Annotated in this window: 18 protein-coding genes; 9 read left to right on the top strand and 9 right to left on the bottom strand. The window is 55.6% G+C overall.

Annotated features, from left to right (window positions below; all coding sequences use genetic code 11):
• Positions 1-51 precede the first annotated feature (51 nt).
• Positions 52-903 carry a 3-deoxy-8-phosphooctulonate synthase gene (gene kdsA, locus G523_RS0106060; protein ID WP_022694144.1) on the top strand — a complete coding sequence of 284 codons (852 nt, stop codon included), beginning with the start codon at positions 52-54 and terminating at the stop codon, positions 901-903.
• Positions 904-1,017: 114 nt separating this feature from the next.
• On the top strand, positions 1,018-1,587 hold the full coding sequence (locus G523_RS0106055) for a CIA30 family protein (protein ID WP_022694143.1): 570 nt from the start codon (positions 1,018-1,020) through the stop codon (positions 1,585-1,587).
• Positions 1,588-1,607: 20 nt separating this feature from the next.
• On the opposite strand, the gene G523_RS0106050 is transcribed toward G523_RS0106055, so the two are convergent.
• Complete coding sequence (locus G523_RS0106050; RefSeq protein WP_022694142.1) at positions 1,608-1,952, bottom strand: ArsC/Spx/MgsR family protein; 345 nt, start codon at positions 1,950-1,952, stop codon at positions 1,608-1,610.
• Between the two features lie 207 nt (positions 1,953-2,159).
• Here G523_RS0106050 and G523_RS18240 point away from each other — a divergent pair, with 207 nt between their 5' ends.
• Positions 2,160-3,959 (top strand): long-chain-acyl-CoA synthetase, encoded by a 1,800-nt coding sequence (locus G523_RS18240; protein WP_022694141.1) that lies wholly within the window; start codon positions 2,160-2,162, stop codon positions 3,957-3,959.
• Positions 3,960-4,031: 72 nt separating this feature from the next.
• Here G523_RS18240 and G523_RS0106040 read toward each other — a convergent pair whose 3' ends face one another.
• The 3 genes from G523_RS0106040 to gluQRS all read right to left on the bottom strand — a co-directional run bounded on the left by G523_RS0106040 (position 4,032) and on the right by gluQRS (position 7,451).
• Complete coding sequence (locus G523_RS0106040) at positions 4,032-5,585, bottom strand: alkaline phosphatase (RefSeq protein WP_022694140.1); 1,554 nt, start codon at positions 5,583-5,585, stop codon at positions 4,032-4,034.
• Between the two features lie 82 nt (positions 5,586-5,667).
• Entirely contained in the window at positions 5,668-6,567 is a 900-nt protein-coding gene (locus G523_RS0106035; protein WP_022694139.1) for a DMT family transporter, read from the bottom strand.
• On the bottom strand, positions 6,564-7,451 hold the full coding sequence (gene gluQRS, locus G523_RS0106030) for a tRNA glutamyl-Q(34) synthetase GluQRS (RefSeq protein WP_022694138.1): 888 nt from the start codon (positions 7,449-7,451) through the stop codon (positions 6,564-6,566). Before gluQRS ends, G523_RS0106035 begins: the two co-directional genes overlap by 4 nt.
• 406 nt (positions 7,452-7,857) lie before the next feature.
• Between gluQRS and G523_RS0106025 the strand changes: the two genes are divergently transcribed.
• From G523_RS0106025 to G523_RS0106010, 4 genes are all read left to right on the top strand, one after another.
• Entirely contained in the window at positions 7,858-8,316 is a 459-nt protein-coding gene (locus tag G523_RS0106025; RefSeq protein ID WP_022694137.1) for a hypothetical protein, read from the top strand.
• A 222-nt stretch (positions 8,317-8,538) separates the two neighbouring features.
• A complete protein-coding gene (locus G523_RS0106020) occupies positions 8,539-8,970 on the top strand; it encodes a hypothetical protein (RefSeq protein ID WP_022694136.1) in 432 nt (143 codons plus the stop codon).
• A 127-nt stretch (positions 8,971-9,097) separates the two neighbouring features.
• Complete coding sequence (locus G523_RS0106015) at positions 9,098-9,727, top strand: DNA-3-methyladenine glycosylase family protein (RefSeq protein ID WP_022694135.1); 630 nt, start codon at positions 9,098-9,100, stop codon at positions 9,725-9,727.
• A 139-nt stretch (positions 9,728-9,866) separates the two neighbouring features.
• Positions 9,867-10,433 carry an HNH endonuclease gene (locus tag G523_RS0106010; protein WP_022694134.1) on the top strand — a complete coding sequence of 189 codons (567 nt, stop codon included), beginning with the start codon at positions 9,867-9,869 and terminating at the stop codon, positions 10,431-10,433.
• Positions 10,434-10,482: 49 nt separating this feature from the next.
• Here the strand turns inward: G523_RS0106010 and G523_RS0106005 are convergent, their stop codons facing one another.
• Together G523_RS0106005 and G523_RS0106000 are read right to left on the bottom strand one after the other, a co-directional pair.
• A complete protein-coding gene (locus G523_RS0106005; protein WP_022694133.1) occupies positions 10,483-12,057 on the bottom strand; it encodes a hypothetical protein in 1,575 nt (524 codons plus the stop codon).
• Positions 12,058-12,211: 154 nt separating this feature from the next.
• A complete protein-coding gene (locus G523_RS0106000) occupies positions 12,212-12,862 on the bottom strand; it encodes a TlpA family protein disulfide reductase (RefSeq protein ID WP_022694132.1) in 651 nt (216 codons plus the stop codon).
• Positions 12,863-13,013: 151 nt separating this feature from the next.
• Between G523_RS0106000 and G523_RS0105995 the strand changes: the two genes are divergently transcribed.
• Positions 13,014-13,829: an inositol monophosphatase family protein gene (locus G523_RS0105995; protein WP_022694131.1), complete on the top strand. Its 816-nt coding sequence runs from the start codon at positions 13,014-13,016 to the stop codon at positions 13,827-13,829.
• 18 nt (positions 13,830-13,847) lie between these two features.
• Here the strand turns inward: G523_RS0105995 and mdoH are convergent, their stop codons facing one another.
• Positions 13,848-15,947, bottom strand: coding sequence for a glucans biosynthesis glucosyltransferase MdoH (mdoH, locus tag G523_RS0105990; RefSeq protein ID WP_033232803.1), 2,100 nt, complete (start codon positions 15,945-15,947; stop codon positions 13,848-13,850).
• Positions 15,944-17,650 carry a glucan biosynthesis protein gene (locus G523_RS0105985; RefSeq protein ID WP_022694129.1) on the bottom strand — a complete coding sequence of 569 codons (1,707 nt, stop codon included), beginning with the start codon at positions 17,648-17,650 and terminating at the stop codon, positions 15,944-15,946. The genes mdoH and G523_RS0105985 overlap by 4 nt, the downstream gene beginning before the upstream one ends.
• 767 nt (positions 17,651-18,417) lie before the next feature.
• Between G523_RS0105985 and G523_RS0105980 the strand changes: the two genes are divergently transcribed.
• Positions 18,418-20,289: a ribonucleoside-diphosphate reductase subunit alpha gene (locus tag G523_RS0105980; RefSeq protein WP_022694128.1), complete on the top strand. Its 1,872-nt coding sequence runs from the start codon at positions 18,418-18,420 to the stop codon at positions 20,287-20,289.
• Positions 20,290-20,571: 282 nt separating this feature from the next.
• Here G523_RS0105980 and G523_RS0105975 read toward each other — a convergent pair whose 3' ends face one another.
• Positions 20,572-21,426, bottom strand: a complete 855-nt coding sequence (locus tag G523_RS0105975; protein WP_022694127.1) for a hypothetical protein — start codon at positions 21,424-21,426, stop codon at positions 20,572-20,574.
• Between the last annotated feature and the right edge of the window lie 76 nt (positions 21,427-21,502).

Genomic DNA, 21,502 nt, shown 5'->3' with positions numbered 1-21,502 from the left:
TTTTGAGGCATGTGACTGCGCAAACATACCAAACAACAGAAGGTTCGCCTCATGAGCACCCTTTCCCTTGAAAAATACGGCATCTCCATTGGCGAAGGTCACCCGCTTGTCGTGATGGCAGGGCTGAACGTTCTGGAAAATGAAGAGCTGGCCATGACGGTCGGCGCGCACCTGAAAGCCGTGTGCGAGAAGCTCGGCCTGCCCTACATTTTCAAGGCAAGCTGGGACAAAGCGAACCGCTCTTCCATCACATCCTATCGCGGCCCGGGCCTTCAGGATGGTCTTGAAATCCTCTCCAAGGTGAAGGCTGAACTCGGCACGCCGGTTGTCACTGACTATCACGAGATGGGTCAGGCAGAGACGGTGTGCGAAGTCGCCGAAGTCCTGCAGGTACCAGCCTTTCTCTGCCGCCAGACAGACCTCGTTGTCGAGGGCGCGCAGGCTGTAGAAGCCGCTGGCGGCTGGCTGCATGTGAAGAAAGCCCAGTTCCTAGCGCCATGGGATTGCAAGAACATCATCACCAAAGTTGGTGAAGTTACGAAGAACAACCCGACGCTTCTGTGTGAGCGCGGTGCGAGCTTCGGCTATAATAACCTCGTCGTGGATATGCTCGGCATTCCGGCAATGAAAACGCTCGGCGTGCCCGTAACTATTGATGCGACCCACGCCGTTCAGCTCCCGGGCGCAGACCCGCGTACAGCGGGCGGGTCCACGGGCGGCCGCCGCGAGGGCGTTCCAATCATTGCTAAATCAGCGGTCGCTGCTGGCGCTGATGGTGTCTTCCTCGAGTTCCACACCGACCCCGACAAAGCGCTCTGCGATGGCCCGAGTTGCCTGCCGCTTGAGGCTGCAGAAGGTCTGCTCTCCCAGCTGAAAGCGATCCACGAGCTGGTTCGCAGCTAGGTAGCACTTGCTAGCCCAGAACACATAAAAGCCCGGAGCTGATGCTTCGGGCTTTTTCTTTAGATGATCCGCGTGCGCCGCGGGCTCGTATTTAAGGAACAAACAGGAGGCCCTATGCGCTTTTCCGTTCTGATCCTTATGGCAGCCCTATTTGCCGGACTACCTGTGAGAGCTGATACGATGACCTGCACGACGCTCGTGGAGCACACAGAAACGGACACGCAAAACCCGTGGCAAACCGTGAATGATAATGTCATGGGCGGGCGATCATCTGGCGGCTCCACGCTTCAGGAAGGTGCTCTGGTTTTCACCGGCAGCACGAACACAAATGGTGGCGGTTTCAGTTCAATCAGGCTGGATGTACCACGCGGCGCCATGACAGGGGCTGAGGAGCTGCGCCTCCACATGAAACGCGATGCCCGCGCCTACTCAATCACCTTGCGCACGAATGCACGGTCATTCGGACGACGCATAGCCTTTCGAGGGCTGATTGAAGGCGCACCGGAAGGCGAATGGGGCACAGGCGTTCTGAACCTTTCCAATCTCGAAGCCTCTATCTGGGGCCGGAAACTGCCCAATGCGGTATTCGATGCAAGCGAAGTCGTGGAGATCGGGCTGATCATTTATGATGGCGAAGACGGCGCCTTTGAAATGCAGCTCTCACGCATTGAGGCGTGCAGCTAGGCCACAGCAGATTTTCGAAATCAGGTCAGTTCGCCTTCAACCGACTTTGTCCAGCCGACATAAACGCTATCGCCCGCTTCGATGACGGGGCGTTTGATCAAAGTTGGATTGGCAATCAGAAGGCCGGAAACTTCGTCTGTTTCAGCTTTTGCTTTGTCATCATCGGAAAGACCGCGCCACGTCGTCGAGCGGTTATTGACGAGCGCTTTGGCACCAGCCGCTTCCAGCCAGCCCGGCACCTTTGCGGCAAGATCAGCCTCGGCGCGGATATCGACGAAACTCACTTGTTTGCCTGCAGTCTCAAGGCTTTTCAGCGCCTTCTTGCAGGTGTCGCAGTTTTTCAGACCATAAAGCGTCAGAGACATAGTGCCCTCATAAAATCAGCGCTCGTACGAGCGGGTTCAAATTGCTTCATCTAATTCGCGTGATTCACATGCGTAGAACAACTCTGCCAGCCTCCTGAGTTCACATTTCAGCGAATAGCCGAAGTGCCGCGGCAAGGAGCAATCGACAAGCCGCGCCGACCTGTTAATCTACTTCCCGATACTTACAAAATACTCGGGGAGAAAAGCATGATCGGCGTTCTGGACACGATTAAACGTGAATGGATGTACATCACGAATGTCCGTAAAGCGCTGAAGCGCGCGGCCATGTATCAGCCCGACGATCCGGTTGGTCTGGCAGATGTACTCGAAGAAAAATTCGACAAACACAAAGACAATGTCGCGATCCGTTTCGAGGATAAAATCTACACCTATCGCGAGTTGGAAGAACGCGCGAACCAGTATGCACACTGGGCGATCAATCAGGGCTTCAAGGCCGGTGATACCGTGGCCCTCTTCATGGACAATAAGCCGGATTACATCGCCTTCTGGGTGGGTATGTCGAAAGCCGGCATCGTCACAGCCCTGATCAACAACCAGCTTCAGGGCGCAGGCCTTGCGCACTGCGTTTCCATCTCGAACGCACGCGCCATTGTGATGGGCCCGGAACAGGAAGAGCTTTACGCCAGTGCCAAAGAGCAGCTGGGCGAAGATATCGTCCCGTGGAGCCTTGATTGTTCAATCGCTGGCGCGTCATCACTTGATCCACTTCTTGCAGACCTGCCTGTTACCCGTCCGGACCGTTCGCACCGCGCTGAAATTCGTGGCCGCGACACATGCCTCTATGTCTACACATCGGGTACAACGGGCCTGCCAAAGGCAGCGAAACTCACTCAGGTTCGCGTACTCGGCATGCTCGGTGCGTTTGTCGATTCTGTCGGCATTACAGAGCGCGACCGCATTTATGTGACCCTACCGCTCTATCACGCCACGGGTGGGCTTTGCGGCGTCGGTCAGGCTCTCACAACGGGCGCGACGCTCATTCTCGCGCGCAAATTCTCTGCGTCGAATTTCTGGGATGACGCTGTCAAACACAAGGCGACATCCTTTGCCTATATTGGCGAGCTGTGCCGCTATCTCGTGAAAACCGATCCGCACCCGCTGGAACGCCAGCACACCATCCGCAAAGGCTTCGGCAACGGCCTGCGCGCCGAGGTCTGGGAGAAGTTCGTCGAACGGTTCAACATCCCACATCTGGTTGAGTTTTACGGATCGACCGAAGGCAATGTGAGCTTTTCAAACTTTGACGGAAAGATCGGCGCGGTCGGTCGTCTCCCAGGCTATATGCGCGACAAGATCAAAACCCGAATTGTGAAGTTCGACATTGCCGAAGAAAAACCGATCCGCGGCGAAGACGGTTTCTGCATTGAAACCGATATCGACGAGGCAGGCGAAGCGATTGGCGAAATCGCAGATGCGCCGCGCCAGCGTTTTGACGGCTATCACGACCCGAAACAGACCGAGAAGAAAATCCTGCGGGACGTATTCGTGCCGGGCGATATGTGGTTCCGCACAGGTGACCTGATGAAGCGCGACGAACATGATTACATCTATTTCGTCGACCGGATTGGCGACACCTTCCGCTGGAAGGGGGAGAACGTCTCCACCAACGAGGTCGGTGAAGCGCTTTCCAGCTTTGATGATCTGGAGCTGCCAAACGTCTATGGTGTCGCGATGCCGGAAACCGATGGCCGCGCAGGCATGGCAGGCGTAAACCTGAAGCCGGGCCGCAGTTTTGATGGCAAGGCGTTGGCGGCGCACGTCGATCAGCAACTGCCTGTCTATGCCCGCCCGATCTTCATCCGTATCCAGCCGGAGCCGGAGACCACCGGCACGCTGAAATATCGCAAAGTGGACCTCGTCAAACAGGGCTATGACATCAGCCAGATTGACGATCCGGTTTATGTGCGTCTGCCTGGTTCAGATACCTACGAGCCACTCACTGCGGAGATTGTGGACGACATCAATTCCGGCAAAGTACGTTTCTGATTTTCAGGGGAACCGAACACAAAAAAGGGCAGGCTTTACAGCCTGCCCTTTTCAATTTCTGTAGTCTGAAGCCTAGTCGACCAGACCGAGCGATTGCGCCAGTGCGAAGAAGATTTCGTTCTGCTCCATCACGCCGCCAACACGTTCAGAACCGGCGCCCGTTGCGAAGATCGCAACATCTTCACCGCCATGGGTTTCAGATCCCATCGGATAGGTAGACTGTTGCTGGTAATCAGGCGCTTCGACATCAACGTCCGTCAGGTCGCCGCGCTCGCATGCGCCATTGTCTGCTGCTGTACAGACCGCGCCCGGACCATTCGCGTAACCGAGCGTCGTGTAAGGACGACCATCTGATGCACGCAGCAAAGCACCGACTTCGCTACGGGCCAGACCAAGGATCGGGTTACCGCGCGCAGCATAACCGGCAATGGTCATTGTGTGGCTATGGTCAGCCGTCACGAGGATCATGGTTTCAGACGCATCCGTCATCTCAACCGCCGTGCGGATTGCATCATCAAATGCAACGGCATCGACGAGCGCGCGGTGAGCGTTGCCGCCATGGTGAGCGTGGTCGATACGTCCGCCCTCAACCATCAGCACGAAGCCGTCCTCATCGCGGGACAGGCGCGTAATCGCAGCCGCAGTCAACTCAGAGAGTGACGGCTCGCCTGCAGTATCATTCGGGCGGTCCTGTTCGAACTGCATATGGGATGGTTCGAACAGGCCAAGCACACGAACGTCTGAATCAAAATCGATCGCGTCAAAACCCGCCTGATCATAAATGAAGGTGTGATCGTCAGACTTAGCAGACCATTCCGCTACGAGGTCACGACCATCGCCGCGACGGCCTGTACGGCCTTCATATTCAGGGTCAGCCTGCTCGTTCGTCATGAAATTGCTGCGGCCGCCGCCCATTGCGAGCTCAAGCCCATCTCCGGCAGGAAAATCGATCAGCTGTGAAGCAATATCGCGGCAACCAAGCTCTGCCTGCGCGCCAACCGCGCCGTCAAATTCCCAGTCGCGCGATGGTGAGTGAGAATAGGTCGCTGCCGGTGTCGCGTGGGTGATGCGCGCCGTTGAGACAACACCCGTCGAGAAGTCCTGCGCCTCAGCCATGCTGAAAAGCGATTCAACCTCATGACCAAGAGACGCTGCGCAGTTACCCGCCTGCACATTCCGGTCAAAGCCGAGTGTTCCGGAATCGGTCTTAACACCGGACATCATCGCGACAGCCGTTGCCGCACTGTCTGCCGTCTGGAAGTTGTCGGAATAGGTTTTGGAAAGCGCTACGTTCGGGAAGGTTTCCATGGTCAGCTGATAGCTCTCACCGTCCAGGCCTTGCGACTGACCGGCATAAATGCGCGCTGCCGTGATGGTGGAAATACCCATCCCGTCGCCGACAAAGATGATGACATTGCGCGCCTGACCTGCGCCGCGCGTTTCAGCCCGCGCGCTTACCCGTGCCTGCGCCGTTGTATAATAGCTGTCTTCAGCCTGAACCGGGGTTACAATAGTGCGCCCGTAAGATGGCACTGTGGGTGCCGGAGCCTCAACGGCCGTTTGCGTCTCGCACCCGGCCAACATTGTCGCTGACAAAAGCGCCGCGGAAAAAAGAGATGATTTCATGTGTATTCCCACCTGAGTGACCTTTTCGCTGACCATACCCACTTACACGCCAGTGCAACAGTTTTGTGAGACGTCAAAAGAATTATCTGCGCGCCGGACGCCTCTGCGCGACAAGCAGCGCCACCAGAATAAGACCACCGCCGATAAACTGCATCACTGACAACGCCTCGCCGAACACCGGCCAGCTAATGAGAGCAGACGCAACCGGCTGCACAATCACCATAATGCCTGCAATGGCTGGCGGCACACGCCCAAGCCCCGCAATAATGCACCCCTGCCCCAGTACCTGCGAACAGACTGCAATCGCGAACGGCCATTTCAACTGCCCCAGCGTTTCAGGCATAACAGGCTCACGAAAAACAAGGCATAAAACGAGCGCCACGCACGCCATGGTCGCTGTCGCCCAGAACAATACATCAAGCGCGGATAGGGTATCGCGGGCCAGCTTCCCACAAAGGAAATATCCGGAAAGAAAGCAGGCCGCGAACAGCGCCAGCATATCTCCGCGAATATCGCTCGCACCGCTCGCAGCGGATTTACCAGCTGACAGAAACCACACACCGCTCAGCGCCAGCGCGACGGCAGTTGCCCAGAAAATACTGGGACGGTCCTTCAGGAACACCCATGCGAGGACGCCAACAAACAGGCTGCCCATATTCACAATGAAGGTCGCGTTCGCCACAGATGTCATGGTGAGCGATAAATGCCAGACGCCGATATCCAGGCCAAAAAACACGCCGGTTAGAATCGCAAACAGGTTAGGCTTAGCCGGTAGCCTGCCTCTGGCTGCGAACACCAACAATATAACCGGCAAAGACAGAAAGAACCGCCAGAAACCGGTAGCCTGCGGCCCCACGCCATCGCCGACCGACAGGCGCAGACCAATCGCTGCGAACCCGACAAGCACGCCTCCTGTCAACAGAAGCACGGTTCCGATAAGCACGCTGCGGGCATCGCCATACGCAGCCGTTTGAGTTGTCATGAAAGGGCCCAGTCACGAAAGATCTGCTCGGGCCTTACACCCTCTTTGCGCAGACTCTCAAGCGTTCTGGACCGGTCGGATTTCGAAAACTTCTTCCCGGCCGTATCAAGAATGAGACCATGGTGACGATAAACAGGCGTCGGCCAATCAAACAGGCGCTGCAGCAGCACATGAATATGGGTCGAAAAATAGAGGTCGCGCCCGCGCACCACATGGCTGATACCCTGAAGCGCATCATCATGGGTAACCGCGAGATGATAGCTGGTCGGTGTATCTTTACGGGCGAGCACCACATCACCCAGCCATGCAGGATGTGCCTTTATCTCGCCTGCCATAACGCCTGCTCCTTCTTCGACGAAAGACAGATCATTGAACGCTGCGCCCAGATAGTCACGACAGGCTGAAAGCGATAACCGCCAGGCGAAACTGTCGCCGCGCTCGACTTTCATCTCTTCCTCATCGAATGACATTCGGGCGATCGGTCCGGGATAGGGACGCTCGCCAGCGGGACTTTCGCCAATGCCTCTTTCTTCGAGGTCGGCATTCAACTCCTTGCGCGTCAGAAAGCTGCGATAGACCAGCTCTTTTTCGCGCAGCTCACCCAGCGCGCGCGTGTAATCATCGAAATAATCCGATTGGCGCCTTACCGGTTCCGGCCAGTCAAAGCCAAGCCAGTTGAGGTCGTCATAAATACCGGCCTCAAATTCCGGTTTGCATCGTGTCTGGTCAATATCTTCAATGCGAAGAAGGCATTTGCCGCCGTGATCATCTGCAAATTGAAAGGCTTCACGCGCGGCAATCGCATGTCCAATATGCAATCGGCCAGTCGGGCTCGGCGCAAAGCGCGCAACTGGAAAATCGGCTTTCTGGGCGGTTTCAGGCATAATTCACTGGCAAAATCGACGTGCGGCCAAGCGTAGCTGAATTTTTTTTTTGCGCACCTGTCCTTCCTCAGAAAGTTATGAGGAAGCTGATTATACTCGAATTTCGTTCACATCCTGACCCCAAATCAAGGCTTCAAACACCTGAAATAATTGTGGTTATTTGGCAAAAATGGACAGTCCAGAGCTACCGCGTCACATTAACAGGGGCGGTCAAAGCTATTCAGAATAGGTTCAGGACAACATTACTATCTTGTTATGAACACTGAGGTTTTCGCTTTGCTTTGCCACAACTGTTGCCTAGTCTGAATTCGGAAGCATCCGGTCAGATTGCCGACGCCTTGGAGGGGACCGCGTGACTGACAGAGTAATGGACTTCCAGTGGGTTTTGAAACGAGGGACGAAAATTATGTACCGCAAACTAGCAATCGCTGCTGCAGCAGCACTCTTCACCACTGGCGCAGCAGTTGCCCAGGATTATTCTTTGAACCCGAACTTCGGTTCCGCTTCTCTGACATCCGGCTTCTCACCTGATCCATATAACGTCAACATCACAGCTGGCGGCAGCATTGATGCGTCCCGCCTTGGCTGCGCGGGCAACATTTCAAACGCTCCGGATTTCCGACTTCAGTATCAGGCTGGCGGCGTTCTGCCTCTGATCATCTCCGTTGCATCCAGCGAAGACACAACGCTTGTCATCAACATGCCAGACGGTTCGTGGATGTGTGACGATGACGGCGGTAATGGCCTCAACCCGTCTGTTTACCTGTCTAATCCATCTTCTGGTCAGTATGACATCTGGGTTGGCACATTCGGTGGCGGATATGCGAACTCTATGCTGTCCATCTCCGAGCTGAGCAGCAACTAAGCTTCGCAATAGAATTTAACGGAAGCCGGTCAGTCCATCTGACCGGCTTTTTTATGGCTTTTAATCCCACTCATTTGCGAGAGTTGACGCTACGGCACTGAACTTTTTGCAGTTCTGCACCTAGTAAATTTCAAAAATTTTTCTACGGTTGCTAACATCCTGTCACACGAGGGGACGAAGGTGAGCCGATGCTTGCCACAATATATGTCAGGGGGTCTGACCATGCTTCGTAAACTTATCCTTGCTGCTTCTACTGCAGCACTTATCGCTACACCTGCAATCGCGCAGGACTACTCACTTGAGCCAAACTTCGGCACATTTTCACTCTCAGCGGGCTTCGCCCCTGATCCTTCTGAGCTGGCAATCGTCGCTGGCGGCACTGTCGATGCATCAAGCGTTGGCTGCGCAGGCATGATCTCTCAGGCTCCTGATGCGCGCCTGATGTGGAATGGCGGCCAGTTCTCTCTGGGTGCTGTTTCTGACGCTGACACAACGATCGTTGTGAACACGCCAGATGGCAGCTGGGTTTGCGCTGACGACACAAACGGCTTCAACCCTGAAGTAACTGTATCCGGCTCTGGCCAATACGACATCTGGGTTGGCGTTTTTGGCGGCGGCACAGCTTCTGCAACGCTCTACGCAACTGAATTCTAGGATCTGGTGTCAGATCTGAAGAAAGCCGGTCCTCCAAAAAGGGCCGGCTTTTTTATGTCCCTCGGAAACACCTTGCGTGGCGGCTCCCGTTAAGTCCTGATAGTCCCGCTTCACACAAGGCGAGCAAATGTATCCAACCCGCGAACAATTGAGGACAGCCTGCGAGGCGTTATCCGTCCGCGATGAGGCCCTTGCGCGAGCGTATTCAACAATTGGCATTCCGGCATGGCGCATCCAGCCTGCAAGCTATGAGGCTCTGGCACGAACCGTTGTGTACCAACTGATCTCGACAAAAGCTGCCGATGCGATCTGGACGCGTGTCTGTGACTGGGCGGCAGGCGATCTCTCACCCCAGCGTGTGATGAACGCCGCCGAGGATGAATTACGCGGATGTGGCCTGTCCCGCCCGAAAGTCCGACATCTGACAACCATTGCCAAAGCCATCGAAACGCACAGCCTCAACCTTGCCCAATTAAATGAGATGCCCGACGCCGAAGCCCGCAAACATCTGACTGCCGTAAAAGGGATTGGTCCGTGGACGGCAGAACTGTTTTTGATGTGCTCGCTAGGCCGGGTTGATGCCTTTCCGGAGGGCGATGTTGGCTTAATGGAATCGCTGCGCCTTCTAAGCCAGGCTGAGGACCGCCTCACCGCCAAAGCTTTTCTGACCCATGCAGAGAGCTGGCGCCCCTATCGCGGTGTCGCGGCCCATCTTTTGTGGGGCTATATCAACCATTTAAGAGGCAATGCGCGCTGAATCTGCAGGCATATTTACGCGCGTGGATATAAACTGCGTTTGTCATAAAGCTGTAGCGGTGAATCAGTTAATCATCTCACTGGAAAGATCAGCAGAGTCGCTATACTTCTGATCTTATCGGCAACGATGCGAGGTGAGTATGACGGCTTCTGTCTCAAATACCCCTGCCAACGCGTGGCCCGCACTTGTTCTCAATGCGGACTACCGGCCGCTTTCCTATTATCCGCTTTCAATCTGGCCCTGGCAGGACGTCGTCAAAGCCGTCTTCCTGGAGCGTGTGGATGTAGTGGCCCAGTATGATCACGTGGTGCGGTCCCCGTCTTTCCAGATGCAGCTTCCGAGCGTCATCTGTCTGCGGGAATTCATAAAACAGGACCGGGCTCCAGCGTTTACACGCTTTAATGTGTTTCTGAGAGACGGGTTCTCCTGCGTTTATTGCGGATCGGGCGATGATCTCACATTCGATCATCTCATTCCGCGCTCGCGCGGCGGCACAACCTGCTGGAAGAATATCGTCACGGCCTGCAGCCCGTGTAATCTGAAAAAGGCCAACCGGCTGCCAGATGACATCGGCATGCACCCGAACCGGAAACCGGAATGCCCGTCCAACTATCAGCTACAGGATCAAGGGCGACGCTTCCCGCCGAACCACCTGCATGAAACCTGGATGGACTATCTCTACTGGGATGTGGAACTGACGAACTAAACGCGTACGAAAAAGGCCGCATCTCTGCGGCCTTAAAACTATCCCGCGCTTACATCCACGGATTATACTTATAAACGGTTCTGCGCCCGCCGCGCAGCTCCGGCTCTGGTTCCGGCTCTGGCCGTGTTTCCATCACCGGGTCTGTATCAACAGGTGTCACCTCAGCCTCAATGACCGAGCAATCATCCTGAGGCTCTACGACGACCTCCTCGACGGCATCAACAAACTCTACGGCATCTTCAACCGGTGACGGTGCAGGTTCCGGCGATTTATACGCGGCAGCCATAATCGTGCGTGACAGAAACGCTGTCGGCGGCAACTGCATGGCCGGCATAGACGCTGCAACGGCGGCTTCTTCGGCAAGATATGCTTCGATTTCGCTGACCTCGACCGTCATGACGTTCGGCATTGTGTATTCGAGTGGTGTCACCTTCGTGGCATCGATTGTGATACTCATGCCTTCCATGACAGGTCCGACATGAAGCAATGCCTTGGGCGGCTCGACTTCAGGCTCAGTCGGCACAGAGGTCTCAACCGGAGTAAGCGGTGCGGAGCTCTTCTCCGAGGCAATCCACTCATCGCTTTCAGATGTATCTTCCTCGCCAATGGCTTCAACCGCAGACGCACCGATTGTGCCGAACGCACCAATCGCCCCGAAAGTCGCGGACGTCAGAATGTCCGGGCGCGGCAATTGCGCGGCTGGCGCATTGTCGAACTCTTCATCCGGCATGGGTTCTGACGCGGTCGCTTCGCTTAAAAGCTCAGGCTGGTCATCAACTGCCGGAAGCGGTTCGCGAGCTGCAGGTGCGAATCCGAAATCCTGATCATCATCTGCATCGACGTAATCTTCGACCGTTTCGCCACTGGCTTCAGCCGCCGCATCCGGCACGCTCCATGGCGATCCGCTATCATAATCTTCTTTGTTTTGCGTTTCCGGCTCATCATCGATGACCAGCTCATCCGAACCGCCCTCAACCCCAGTGCCGACAGCCGCGAGGCCGGTTGCACCAACAGAGAGCCCGGACAGAGCCTCACGATGTGACAGCTCGATCACAGGGTCTGCAACGGGCGGAACATCCATTGCATCATCGCTCTCATCCGAAGCGCCAACATCATCCAGCTCGAGAACCTCATCCTCATCGGCCTCCACGTCAGGCGGCACGCCGTTGACCTTCGCAGCGAGCATTGCCACGCGCGACGCCATTTCCGGCTGGTCTGGAAACGTAACCTCCGGACGAGGCGTAGCCGGAACCACTTTATCTTTCGATTTTCGGTCCGGTTTCTTATCTTTGTCCAGCTCAAGCGCTGACACAATGCGGTCAATCACATCGGTCGCGCCGGTAATCTGACGACGCGCAGTGGAGACGAGATTATCAACGCGCAGCGTATACTGCATGCCGTTGGAATCGGTTGTATTGGCGAGGATAGATTCGCTGACAGTCTCCAGCACACGGCCGCCAGCATCCAGCAGCACGACGCGGCTTGGGGCCTGACCGATGGTCACGCGATAGCCTTCAGTGTCGTAAATGCATGTCCCATCCTCACCTTCCAGCCAGGTGATCTTCGATGCCTCAGTCATCTCGATCAGCTTATCGATCAGACGCTTGGTCGATGGATGCAACATTACTAACCCGCTCCACTGGTACTCCCAGTAGATTAAATCACCTTAACCCGCCCCCCGGAAGAGGCCGGACCATGGAAAACAGGAAACTGACTGAAATTTTTACACCGTCAGGTGAGGTCTGCCTGCGGCTCTATCGTAAGGTAGAGACCCGGCCTCAGCCTGCTTCAATCACCTCACGCACTTCGCTCAGGAAGGTTTCAACCGGTTCATCACCCGCCGTAGAAAGCCCCGAGCGGAAGCCGCGGATTGTACCTTCAGGGTCTACCAGGAAGTACATTGGCACCCATGGCAGGTCGAATGCGTCAATTGCACTGGCATCGCTATCAACCGCCGAATGGCCGCCATAGCCGGTCTCTGCGGTATAGGCTTCAAGGCTCTCCCATCGGCCAAACGCATCATTGATACGGTTCGGGTTTGGCGGGGAATGGATAGAGAGCATGCCGAGCCCCTCTTCGCCCTGAACCTCCGCATAGAGCGCATCAACATGGCGCGCATCGACGATACAATCAGGACACCAGAGCCCCCAGAAATCGACAATCATCCACTGACCGCGAATATCCTGATCCGTGACCTCAGATCCATCCGGCATGGTAACGGAGAATGCCGGAAGCGTTTCACCCAGCAGGCCGTACTGGAAGGGACGGCCCGCTTCATCACGTGGCACATCACCTTCTTCAATTTCTGCGCCTTCAGGCGGTGGCAGATTCTCTGTGATGAAGCCTGTCGCCTCAGGCCCCTGACCGCACGCCGCAAGCAGAAGCGCCAGGCCGCCAAATGCAGCGTTCCGCAATGTCATGATATTCATATGATTGGCTCCATCACCCTTTTCCCAAGGGCCATATTCGCCCCGAATTGATTAAGCTTTCACTGCAGCTTAACGGCTCTTTATCTTGACCAGACGCATAAGGACCGATACGGCCCCTTCTGATAACGTTACACGAACGAAATTTATATCCATGTCCAGACAAAGCCCACTCATCACCGTCATGGTGAAAGCCGCCCGTGCAGCAGGCCGCGGCCTCGCCCGCGATTTTGGCGAAGTAGAAAACCTTCAGGTCTCCAGAAAAGGTCCGGGCGATTTCGTCACCAACGCGGATCACCGCGCTGAAGAAGTCATTTACAACGAACTGTCTCGCGCACGTCCGGGCTATGGCTTTGTGATGGAAGAACGCGGCGTTGTTGAAGGCACTGACAAAACCAACCGCTTCATCGTCGACCCGCTCGACGGCACGCTGAACTTCATGCACGGCATTCCGCACTTTGCTGTCTCCATCGCTCTGGAGCGCGAAGGCGAGCTCTATGCCGGTGTCGTTTATAACGTCATCAGCGGCGACATTTACTGGGCCGAGCGCGGTCAGGGTGCTTGGCTTGAGAACTGGCGCCTGAAAGTAGCGACACGTATCAAGCTCGCAAACGCTGTTGTCGCGACAGGCACACCATTTGTCGGTCACTCTCCGGAACGCCACCAGCTATTCTGGGCAGAGCTTTCCCACTTGACGCAGGAAACCTCCGGCATTCGCCGTTTCGGTTCTGCAGCCCTGGACCTTGCATACGTCGCAGCTGGCCGCTTTGACGGCTTCTGGGAACGTAACCTCAACGCATGGGACATTGCAGCCGGTATCGTACTCGTACGCGAAGCGGGCGGCGTCGTTCAGGAGATTGATGGCGGCGAGCTACTCAAGACCGGCAATATCCTTGCTGCGAATGCGAGCCTGTCCCCGAAAATCCTCTCGCGTCTGAAGGCTGCGAAAAAGCGCATCGAAGACGAGTAAGGCAGGCGCTGTCTTCTCTTATTCACCGGCAATTGCGACAGGCCCTGAGAAACGGGCCTGCGCACGCATAAGCGCGTCGGGATCGTTTAACAGCGCCATACATTCTTTATCGCTCAGCCCGCTCATCAGCGCGTGCAGATTATCTGCCCGTGCGACCTTCGCTTCAGCGACAGCGAGCGGCACATGCACCTCTCCTGTCCCAAGCGGCCAGACATGGTCGACCATACAGGCATGTCGCCGGGCCAGATCAGGCGCAATCACAACATCGCTGGCATCATGTTTTGAAAGCGCCGCATAGCTGTCACGGCGGCTTAACGACTGCGAGAAGGCTTTCGGTGGATCGAAATCTTCACGCGTTGCCAGCAAGCGGGCTAACAAGCCATTCGCGTTCAGCGTTTTGCCGCTCCAGTAAGAAAGCGGAATTGCGAAAATCATGCCAAGCGAGGCTGGCAGCAGCCATGCTGCGAAGACGGGCGAGATAGCAAGAGCCGCACCGGTCAGCACAACTCCCATCAACGTTGTCAGCGCGTGTCGCCGCGCAACGTCCGCAAAGCGATAGCCGTCCGAGCCCCGTTGCTGCGGGACCCAACCTGAATCCTGCCCGCGAAGAATGGCGATGACCGAAGCGGTCTGCGCTGCCATCAGCAGAGGCGCGACGAGCGCAGAGATAATCGTCTCGACGAGCGCACCCGGGATCACCATCCATGACCGCTTGCCACGCTCATTATGGATGACGCTGACAATCACGCCGAACACTTTGGGCAGAAGCAGGATAGCGAGCGTTGCAAAGAACACGCTGAGAGCCAGCGCAGGGTCAATGACAGGCCAGCTTGGCGTCAGTGACGGATCGCCCGAAAAATACTCCGGCCTCAAAAACCGGTTCTGAAGCGACAATGCCATACCCACCAGAATGAGCGTCAGCCAGAGAGGCGACGCCAGATAGGACATGATCCCGATCGAGAAATGAAGGCGGTTTGTGAAGCTGATCCCGCGCGCACGCGCCAGTACGGCGGTGTGTTGCAGATTGCCCTGACACCAACGCCTGTCGCGGACGGATAAGTCGATCAGCGTTTGCGGACCTTCTTCATACGACCCGCCAAGATCGGGCGCGATGCAGACCTTCCAGCCTGCACGGCGCAGGAGCGCAGCTTCTACAAAGTCATGGCTCAGAATATGCCCGCCAAAAGGCGCCCTGCCGGGCATGACCGGAAGACCAGCCGCATCGGCAAAGGCCTTTGTCCGGATGATAGCATTATGGCCCCAATAATTGCCCTCATTCTGCGACCAGAAGGAAATACCGCGCCCGAGCACTGGCCCGTAAACCGCGCCCGCAAATTGCTGGGCTCGCGCAAACAGGCTCTTCCCGCCTATCAGTTTCGGAATGGTCTGAATGAGGCCGACTTCAGGCTGCGCTTCCATCCGGCGTACGAGCTCGATCAACGTATCGGCGCTCATATAGCTGTCGGCATCAAAGATCAGCATGTGATCATAGCGCCCGCCCCAGCGAGAGACGAAGTCGTCAATATTACCCGCCTTGCGCGCCAGATTGATTGTGCGTCGGCGATAATAAACCCGGCAGCCTTCCGGCAGGGAAGCACGCAGCTTATGAAAGCCTTCTTCCTCTTCCAGAGCAATATCAGGCTTCACCGTATCGCTGAGGATGAAGCACTCGAACCGGTCCGGCGCAGCCGAGGCAAGCGCAGATGCCGTCGCCTCTACCGTAGCGAACACATCCGTGACGGACTCGTTATAAATAGGAAACAGGATCGCTGTTTGCGTTGTCAGTGGCGCATCAGACGCTACCGGTTTTGAGCGCGACATGAAAAGGCTGGCCAAAAATCCGGCGACCGAACTTGCGAATGCAAACCCGATCCAACCGATATTGATCGAGAAGATCGCCAGCAACGCCCACTCAAGCTGGGTCAGGCCCGAAACGCTCAACACATCGAACATCAACCAGATGAGCCAGACCGTGACCGCTGCGCCGCCGCCAATGACAGCCGCCTTGCGCCAAAGTCTGGAACGAGCACCTGATACCGGTGCGCAGGCATAACCTTTCAGACCCTGCTCGGGCATATGCAGAGGACATTCTGGCGGACGAATATCAGTCAGGCTCATGACGGGCTCCATCGATACAGCCATGTCTCAGATGCCGGATGCTCGACCTGTTGTAACAAAGCGCGCAGCTCAACGGAGCCGCTTGCCGGCGGTTGCAGCTCGAAGCTCAGACGCATAATGCCGTTACGCTCATCCGGCGTCGCATTGACATTATGGATCGTGCCGGCAGAGGCAGAGACCACCGGCTCGAGGCTCTCCATCGCCTCGACGTCGTCCATGTCGTAATCAACTATAAAGAGGCGTCGCGAAGCATCGCCCTCGACCACTCCGGTTCGCGTCGAACGCACACTTGCCAGCGGCGAATGATAAGGCGGATCCATACCCCAGCTCAGCGTATAGCTGAATTCCATGCTCTCACCCGGCAGGAGCGGCTCATCGAGCCGCCAGTAATTGATGACATTGTCATTGTATTCGTTCGGCGTTGGAATCTCGACCAGCACAAGCTCGCCAGCCTCCCAGCCCGCACCAGGCGTGACCCAGACACTTGGGCGGTTTTCATAGCGAGCTTCAATGTCCTGATAGTCATGGAAATCGCGGGTGCGCTGTATCAGACCGAAGCCTGACGGCACTTCATCAGTAAAGCTCGAAATTTGTAGCGTCGCCGGATTGTTCAGCGGTCGCCAGATCCATTCGCCATTCCTCAGATAGGCCAGCAAGCCTTCGGAATCATGTACGCGCGGACGGAAATCCGTGCTCACGGTTTCAGGGTCCTGCGGTCCGAACTCGAACATGGAGGTCAGCGGCGCAATACCTATCTGACGCGTTTCTTCGCGTGCATAAATCACCGCGTTGATATCCATGCGCGTCTGAACGCCGGGACGCACGTGGAATTCATAAACGCCAGTCACGCTAGGGCCATCCATCAATGCGTAGAAGACAAACTCCTGATCTCCCGCCGCGGGCCGACGCATCCAGAACTCACGGAAGTCCGGAAATTCCTCGCCTTCGGCAGCCGCAGTGTTCACGGCTATGCCACGCGCCGATGCGCCGTAGAAATTGCCTGCGCCCAGCGCGCGGAAAAAGCTCGCCCCCTTCACGCTCAGCACTTCATCATAACGGCCTGACTGGTTGATCGGCGCGAGCAGACGGAAACCAGCCAGACCAAGCTGTGCCTGCTGGTCTTCTGTCAGTTCAAGATCGTGAAAATTAAAATCAGCTGGATTGTATACATCCTCGGTCACCGAGCCTTCCGACACGACATTAACTTCAATGCCAGACCGGAAGAGCGAACCGCGCGTATCCAGCATCACACGAAACGCCTGCGTATCTTCTGCAAATCGTGCCGCGTCACGGCGAAACTCGATCCGCCGGTAGTCGTTATAATCGAGGCCTCGCACAAAGGCCGGTGCCTGTGGCGGCGCTTCATAGTCTTCAGCTGCCAGAGCGCGCGCTCGTGCACGCACTTCATTAAAGATGTCGATATCTCCCAGTGCAGGCATGATCGTCGTTACCGCTGCCGGGTCATCAACGCTTTGCGCGGGCTCGGATATAGATGACGGGCGCTCATCTGGCGCAGGACGAATAAAGCTCGGTGAGGCGACTGGCACCGGATTGTCATGAGCTTCGCGGGTTATCCGCAAGGTCTCGGTACGCGCTTCACCTGCGACCTGAGCCTCTTCAACTTCCGGTCTGTCGGGCTGACCGCAGCCCGCCAGCATGACGGCGACCGCAACGGCCGCTACGTAGTTTCGAAATTTAGTCATCGGACGATCCGCCTATCCAGCCCGCAGCTTTGCGCGGGCACCTCTTCAGACAATCAAGTGACGGCAATGCACGGACGGTGCGCCGGTTCCAGGAGCAGACGCGAAAACCACACGATTGCCACAAACCCGCGCGTTCTGCGCCAAACCCGGCCTTTGAAGACCGACTCTTGGGCAGAATTGAGGAGGAAAGACGACGCATACCCGATATGCCCCGCCTTATTCGAAAACAGGCCGGACCGGTTGGGCACACCATATATTGTGCCTAGGCTGACCGAGAGGCCAAATCAGGTGAATCGCCAGTCACCACAGATTTTGGCCCAGACACTATATCTAGTGTCTGCGCGCGGAGGTGATTTGCCTATCCATTCAATTGAGTCGTGTTGAAATTCGATATCTGGGTGAAAAATACACCCTCCTGCCGATTAATTTTAAGGCGCGACTGACAGGTCAATACAAAGTTTTTCAGACTTCCCTGTGGATATTATCAGAAATCTGAATCAGACCTCGCAAACCCCCGTGATCACTGAAAATTTGAGTCATGAAACGGTCCGCAGACCGACTGTTTTTCCTGTGTGCAACTCTAGTTCTTAACAGGCGTTAACCTTTTTTACACGGAAAAGCCCTGATGGCCTTCATGTGGCTGTTGACCAACAGTTAACCTTAGAACCACTATATATTGGGTTGAGCGGGGTTACATGCGCCACATATGGCGATATCCAGTCCAACTCACCATATACCATTAGGGTTTTAGTCAGCAGGGAATCCTCATGTCGGGCACGATTACAGCGAAGTCAGAACAGTCTACACCAGCATCAGAGCTGCGCCGGGGTAAACCGCGCGCGAACTCGGATCTGCGCATTGTTGAAGGCATCACGATTGATCCTTCACGTGACGCGAATCTGACTGAATTTGGTAAGAAAACCCTCGAGGATCGTTACCTCCTGCCCGGCGAAACCTTTCAGGGCATGTTTGCACGCGTTGCGACAGCTTACGCTGATGATGCTGACCACGCACAGCGCATTTATGACTATATCTCGAAGCTCTGGTTCATGCCTGCGACACCAGTCCTTTCAAATGGTGGCGCGGACCGCGGTCTGCCAATCTCCTGCTTCCTGAACACTGTCGATGACTCCCTCGATGGCATTGTCGAGACATGGAACGAGAATGTCTGGCTCGCATCCAATGGCGGCGGCATCGGCACATATTGGGGCAGCGTACGTTCTATCGGCGAGAAAGTCGGTCAGAACGGTCAGACTTCCGGCATTATCCCATTCATCCGCGTGATGGACTCCCTGACTCTGGCAATCAGCCAGGGCTCTCTGCGTCGCGGTTCTGCAGCGTGCTATCTGGACATCCACCACCCGGAAATCGAGGAATTCCTCGAAATCCGTAAGGCATCCGGCGACTTCAACCGTAAAGCGCTCAACCTGCACCACGGCCTGAACATCACAGACGCCTTCATGGAAGCTGTTCGTGACGATGGCGAGTTCGAGCTTCTCTCTCCGAAGTCCGGCGAAGTCATCAAGACTGTGAACGCACGTAAGCTCTGGCAGAAAATCCTCGAGCTGCGTATCCAGACGGGCGAGCCATACCTTCTCTTCACTGACACAGTGAACAACTCTATGCCTGCGCACCAGCGCAAGCTCGGCCTCTCTGTGAAGCAGTCCAATCTCTGCTCAGAGATCGTTCTGCCAACCGGTACAGACCATCTCGGCAATGAGCGTACGGCTGTTTGCTGCCTGTCCTCTCTGAACGCTGAGAAATTCCTCGAATGGAAGTCTGATCCTCAGTTCATCGAAGACATTTTCCGTTTCCTCGACAACGTTCTGGAAGACTTCATCCAGCGCGCTCCGAACGAGATGGCGCGTGCCGTGTATGCGGCCCAGCGTGAGCGTTCTGTCGGCCTCGGCCTGATGGGCTTCCACTCCTTCCTGCAAACCATGCGTATTCCTCTGGAAAGCGCTGGCGCGAAGGTCTGGAACAACACAATGTTCAAACACATCCGCAAGGGTGCAGATGCAGCGTCTGTTAAGCTCGCTAAAGAGCGCGGCGCATGCCCTGATGCAGCGGAGAACGGCGTGATGGCGCGTTTCTCTCACAAGCTGGCGATTGCGCCGACAGCGTCTATCTCTATCATTTGCGGCGGCACATCTGCAGGCATCGAGCCAATTCCGGCAAACGTCTACACACACAAGACGCTGTCAGGCTCCTTCACTGTAAAGAACGCAGCTCTGGAAGCGCTTCTGGAAGAAAAAGGCCAGAACACTCCGGAAGTCTGGGCAAGCATGCTCGAGCATGAAGGCTCTGTTCAGCACCTTGAGTGTCTGACAGACGACGAGAAAGCGATCTTCAAGACAGCTTTCGAACTTGACCAGCGCTGGATCATCGAACTGGCGGCAGACCGCACACCGTTCATCTGCCAGGCTCAGTCTCTGAACCTCTTCCTGCCGGGCGACATCAACAAATGGGACCTCCACATGCTGCACTGGACGGCGTGGGAAAAAGGCCTGAAGTCGCTCTACTATTGCCGCTCCAAGTCTGTTCAGCGCGCAAGCTTTGCTGGTTCAGAAGGCAAGAAAGAAGGCGAGCTTCAGATTCAGGAGCCAACCGATTACGAAGAATGCCTCGCCTGCCAGTAAGGCCGACGCATAAGAGTTTCAGGAAAAGCGGGCTACGGCCCGCTTTTTTATTGTGCGCGGTCTTTCTTTCGACCCGTAAATTCCCGTGAAGACGCAAAACCGGTTCCATAAAAACCTACCAGAACTATGCTTTACCTTCGTTTGTTCTAGCGACGTGTGGCGTCGCATAGAACGCGCTCAAGGCTGTTGCAGGGATGAGCGAAGCACCAACTCATGTGCGCCGGTGGTTTCTGGTGCATTGCTACGCGGAATGCACCCCACACACCGCAAAGCATCGGATTGTTAAACATCAGGAAGATTCAGTTCGCCCTCGGAAGAAATCTCGGTCAGAAACCGCGCAATGATACCTGGGATGCGCATCGTGCAATAAAACTGCAGTATCCGAACGTGAAGTTTCTCTTCGTCTGAAAATCCATTTAGCGTCAGCGTTAATGGATGCATGGATAGCGGCAGGAGGTCCATTGTAAGTCGATGCAGTTGATAGCCCAAACGGCTTCCTTCTGTGGGATAAAAGAATATTGTCGGCTGCGGATACATTTCCGATAAATAATCGATATCGTGTTCGATCCGCGCCCCGGAACGGCCCGACGCGTGAACCACCTCAAACATTCTCGTTGTCGACCGTGTAATGGTAAGGTCTGAGAAGGCAAAGATCGGCATCAGTTCAGAAAACGCTTTCGTTCCCTTTTTTACGCTTTTATCCTTTTTCGGGCCGCGATTTCGATAGAGCCGTTCAGATTTTTTTTTCAGGAACAATCCAACATCGATCTTGAACCTTTCGATTATCGTTTTTCCCTGAGCAGCTAAAAGGCCTGCCACCGCTTTTTCGTAATCTCTATTGCCAAGCGCAAAAAATACAGGAAGCCGCTCTATCTCCTCATTGGCGGTTAAGGCCTCCTGCATATAGCTCTCCGGCACTGGAATGTCGTGCCGGCGCATCGCACCAATTGCCCGCCATAAATGCTGAGAACGCTTTTTTATTCGAACATTCTCATCACCATGGCGATCGCCGATAGCTTCGAACATTAGCGGCCAGGCCTCATCGAAGAAGGTCATTCCTTCACGGCGCAGGTCGTTCAGAACAAACGCTTCCAGCTTTTCGAAATATTCAGGCGTAAATGGGGATAAGCTGGTCATCAATTAAATCACTCCGTGGCGCACAGCATGTACTAAGGCACGTCATGTATCAATTTGAGATTGCGTGAAAAGTTGC

This window comes from Ponticaulis koreensis DSM 19734 (genome assembly GCF_000420665.1).
GTDB classification, from domain to species: Bacteria; Pseudomonadota; Alphaproteobacteria; order Caulobacterales; family Hyphomonadaceae; genus Ponticaulis; species Ponticaulis koreensis.
Note: the sequence above shows the minus strand (reverse complement) of the source record. Positions and strands in the feature narration are given on the sequence as shown.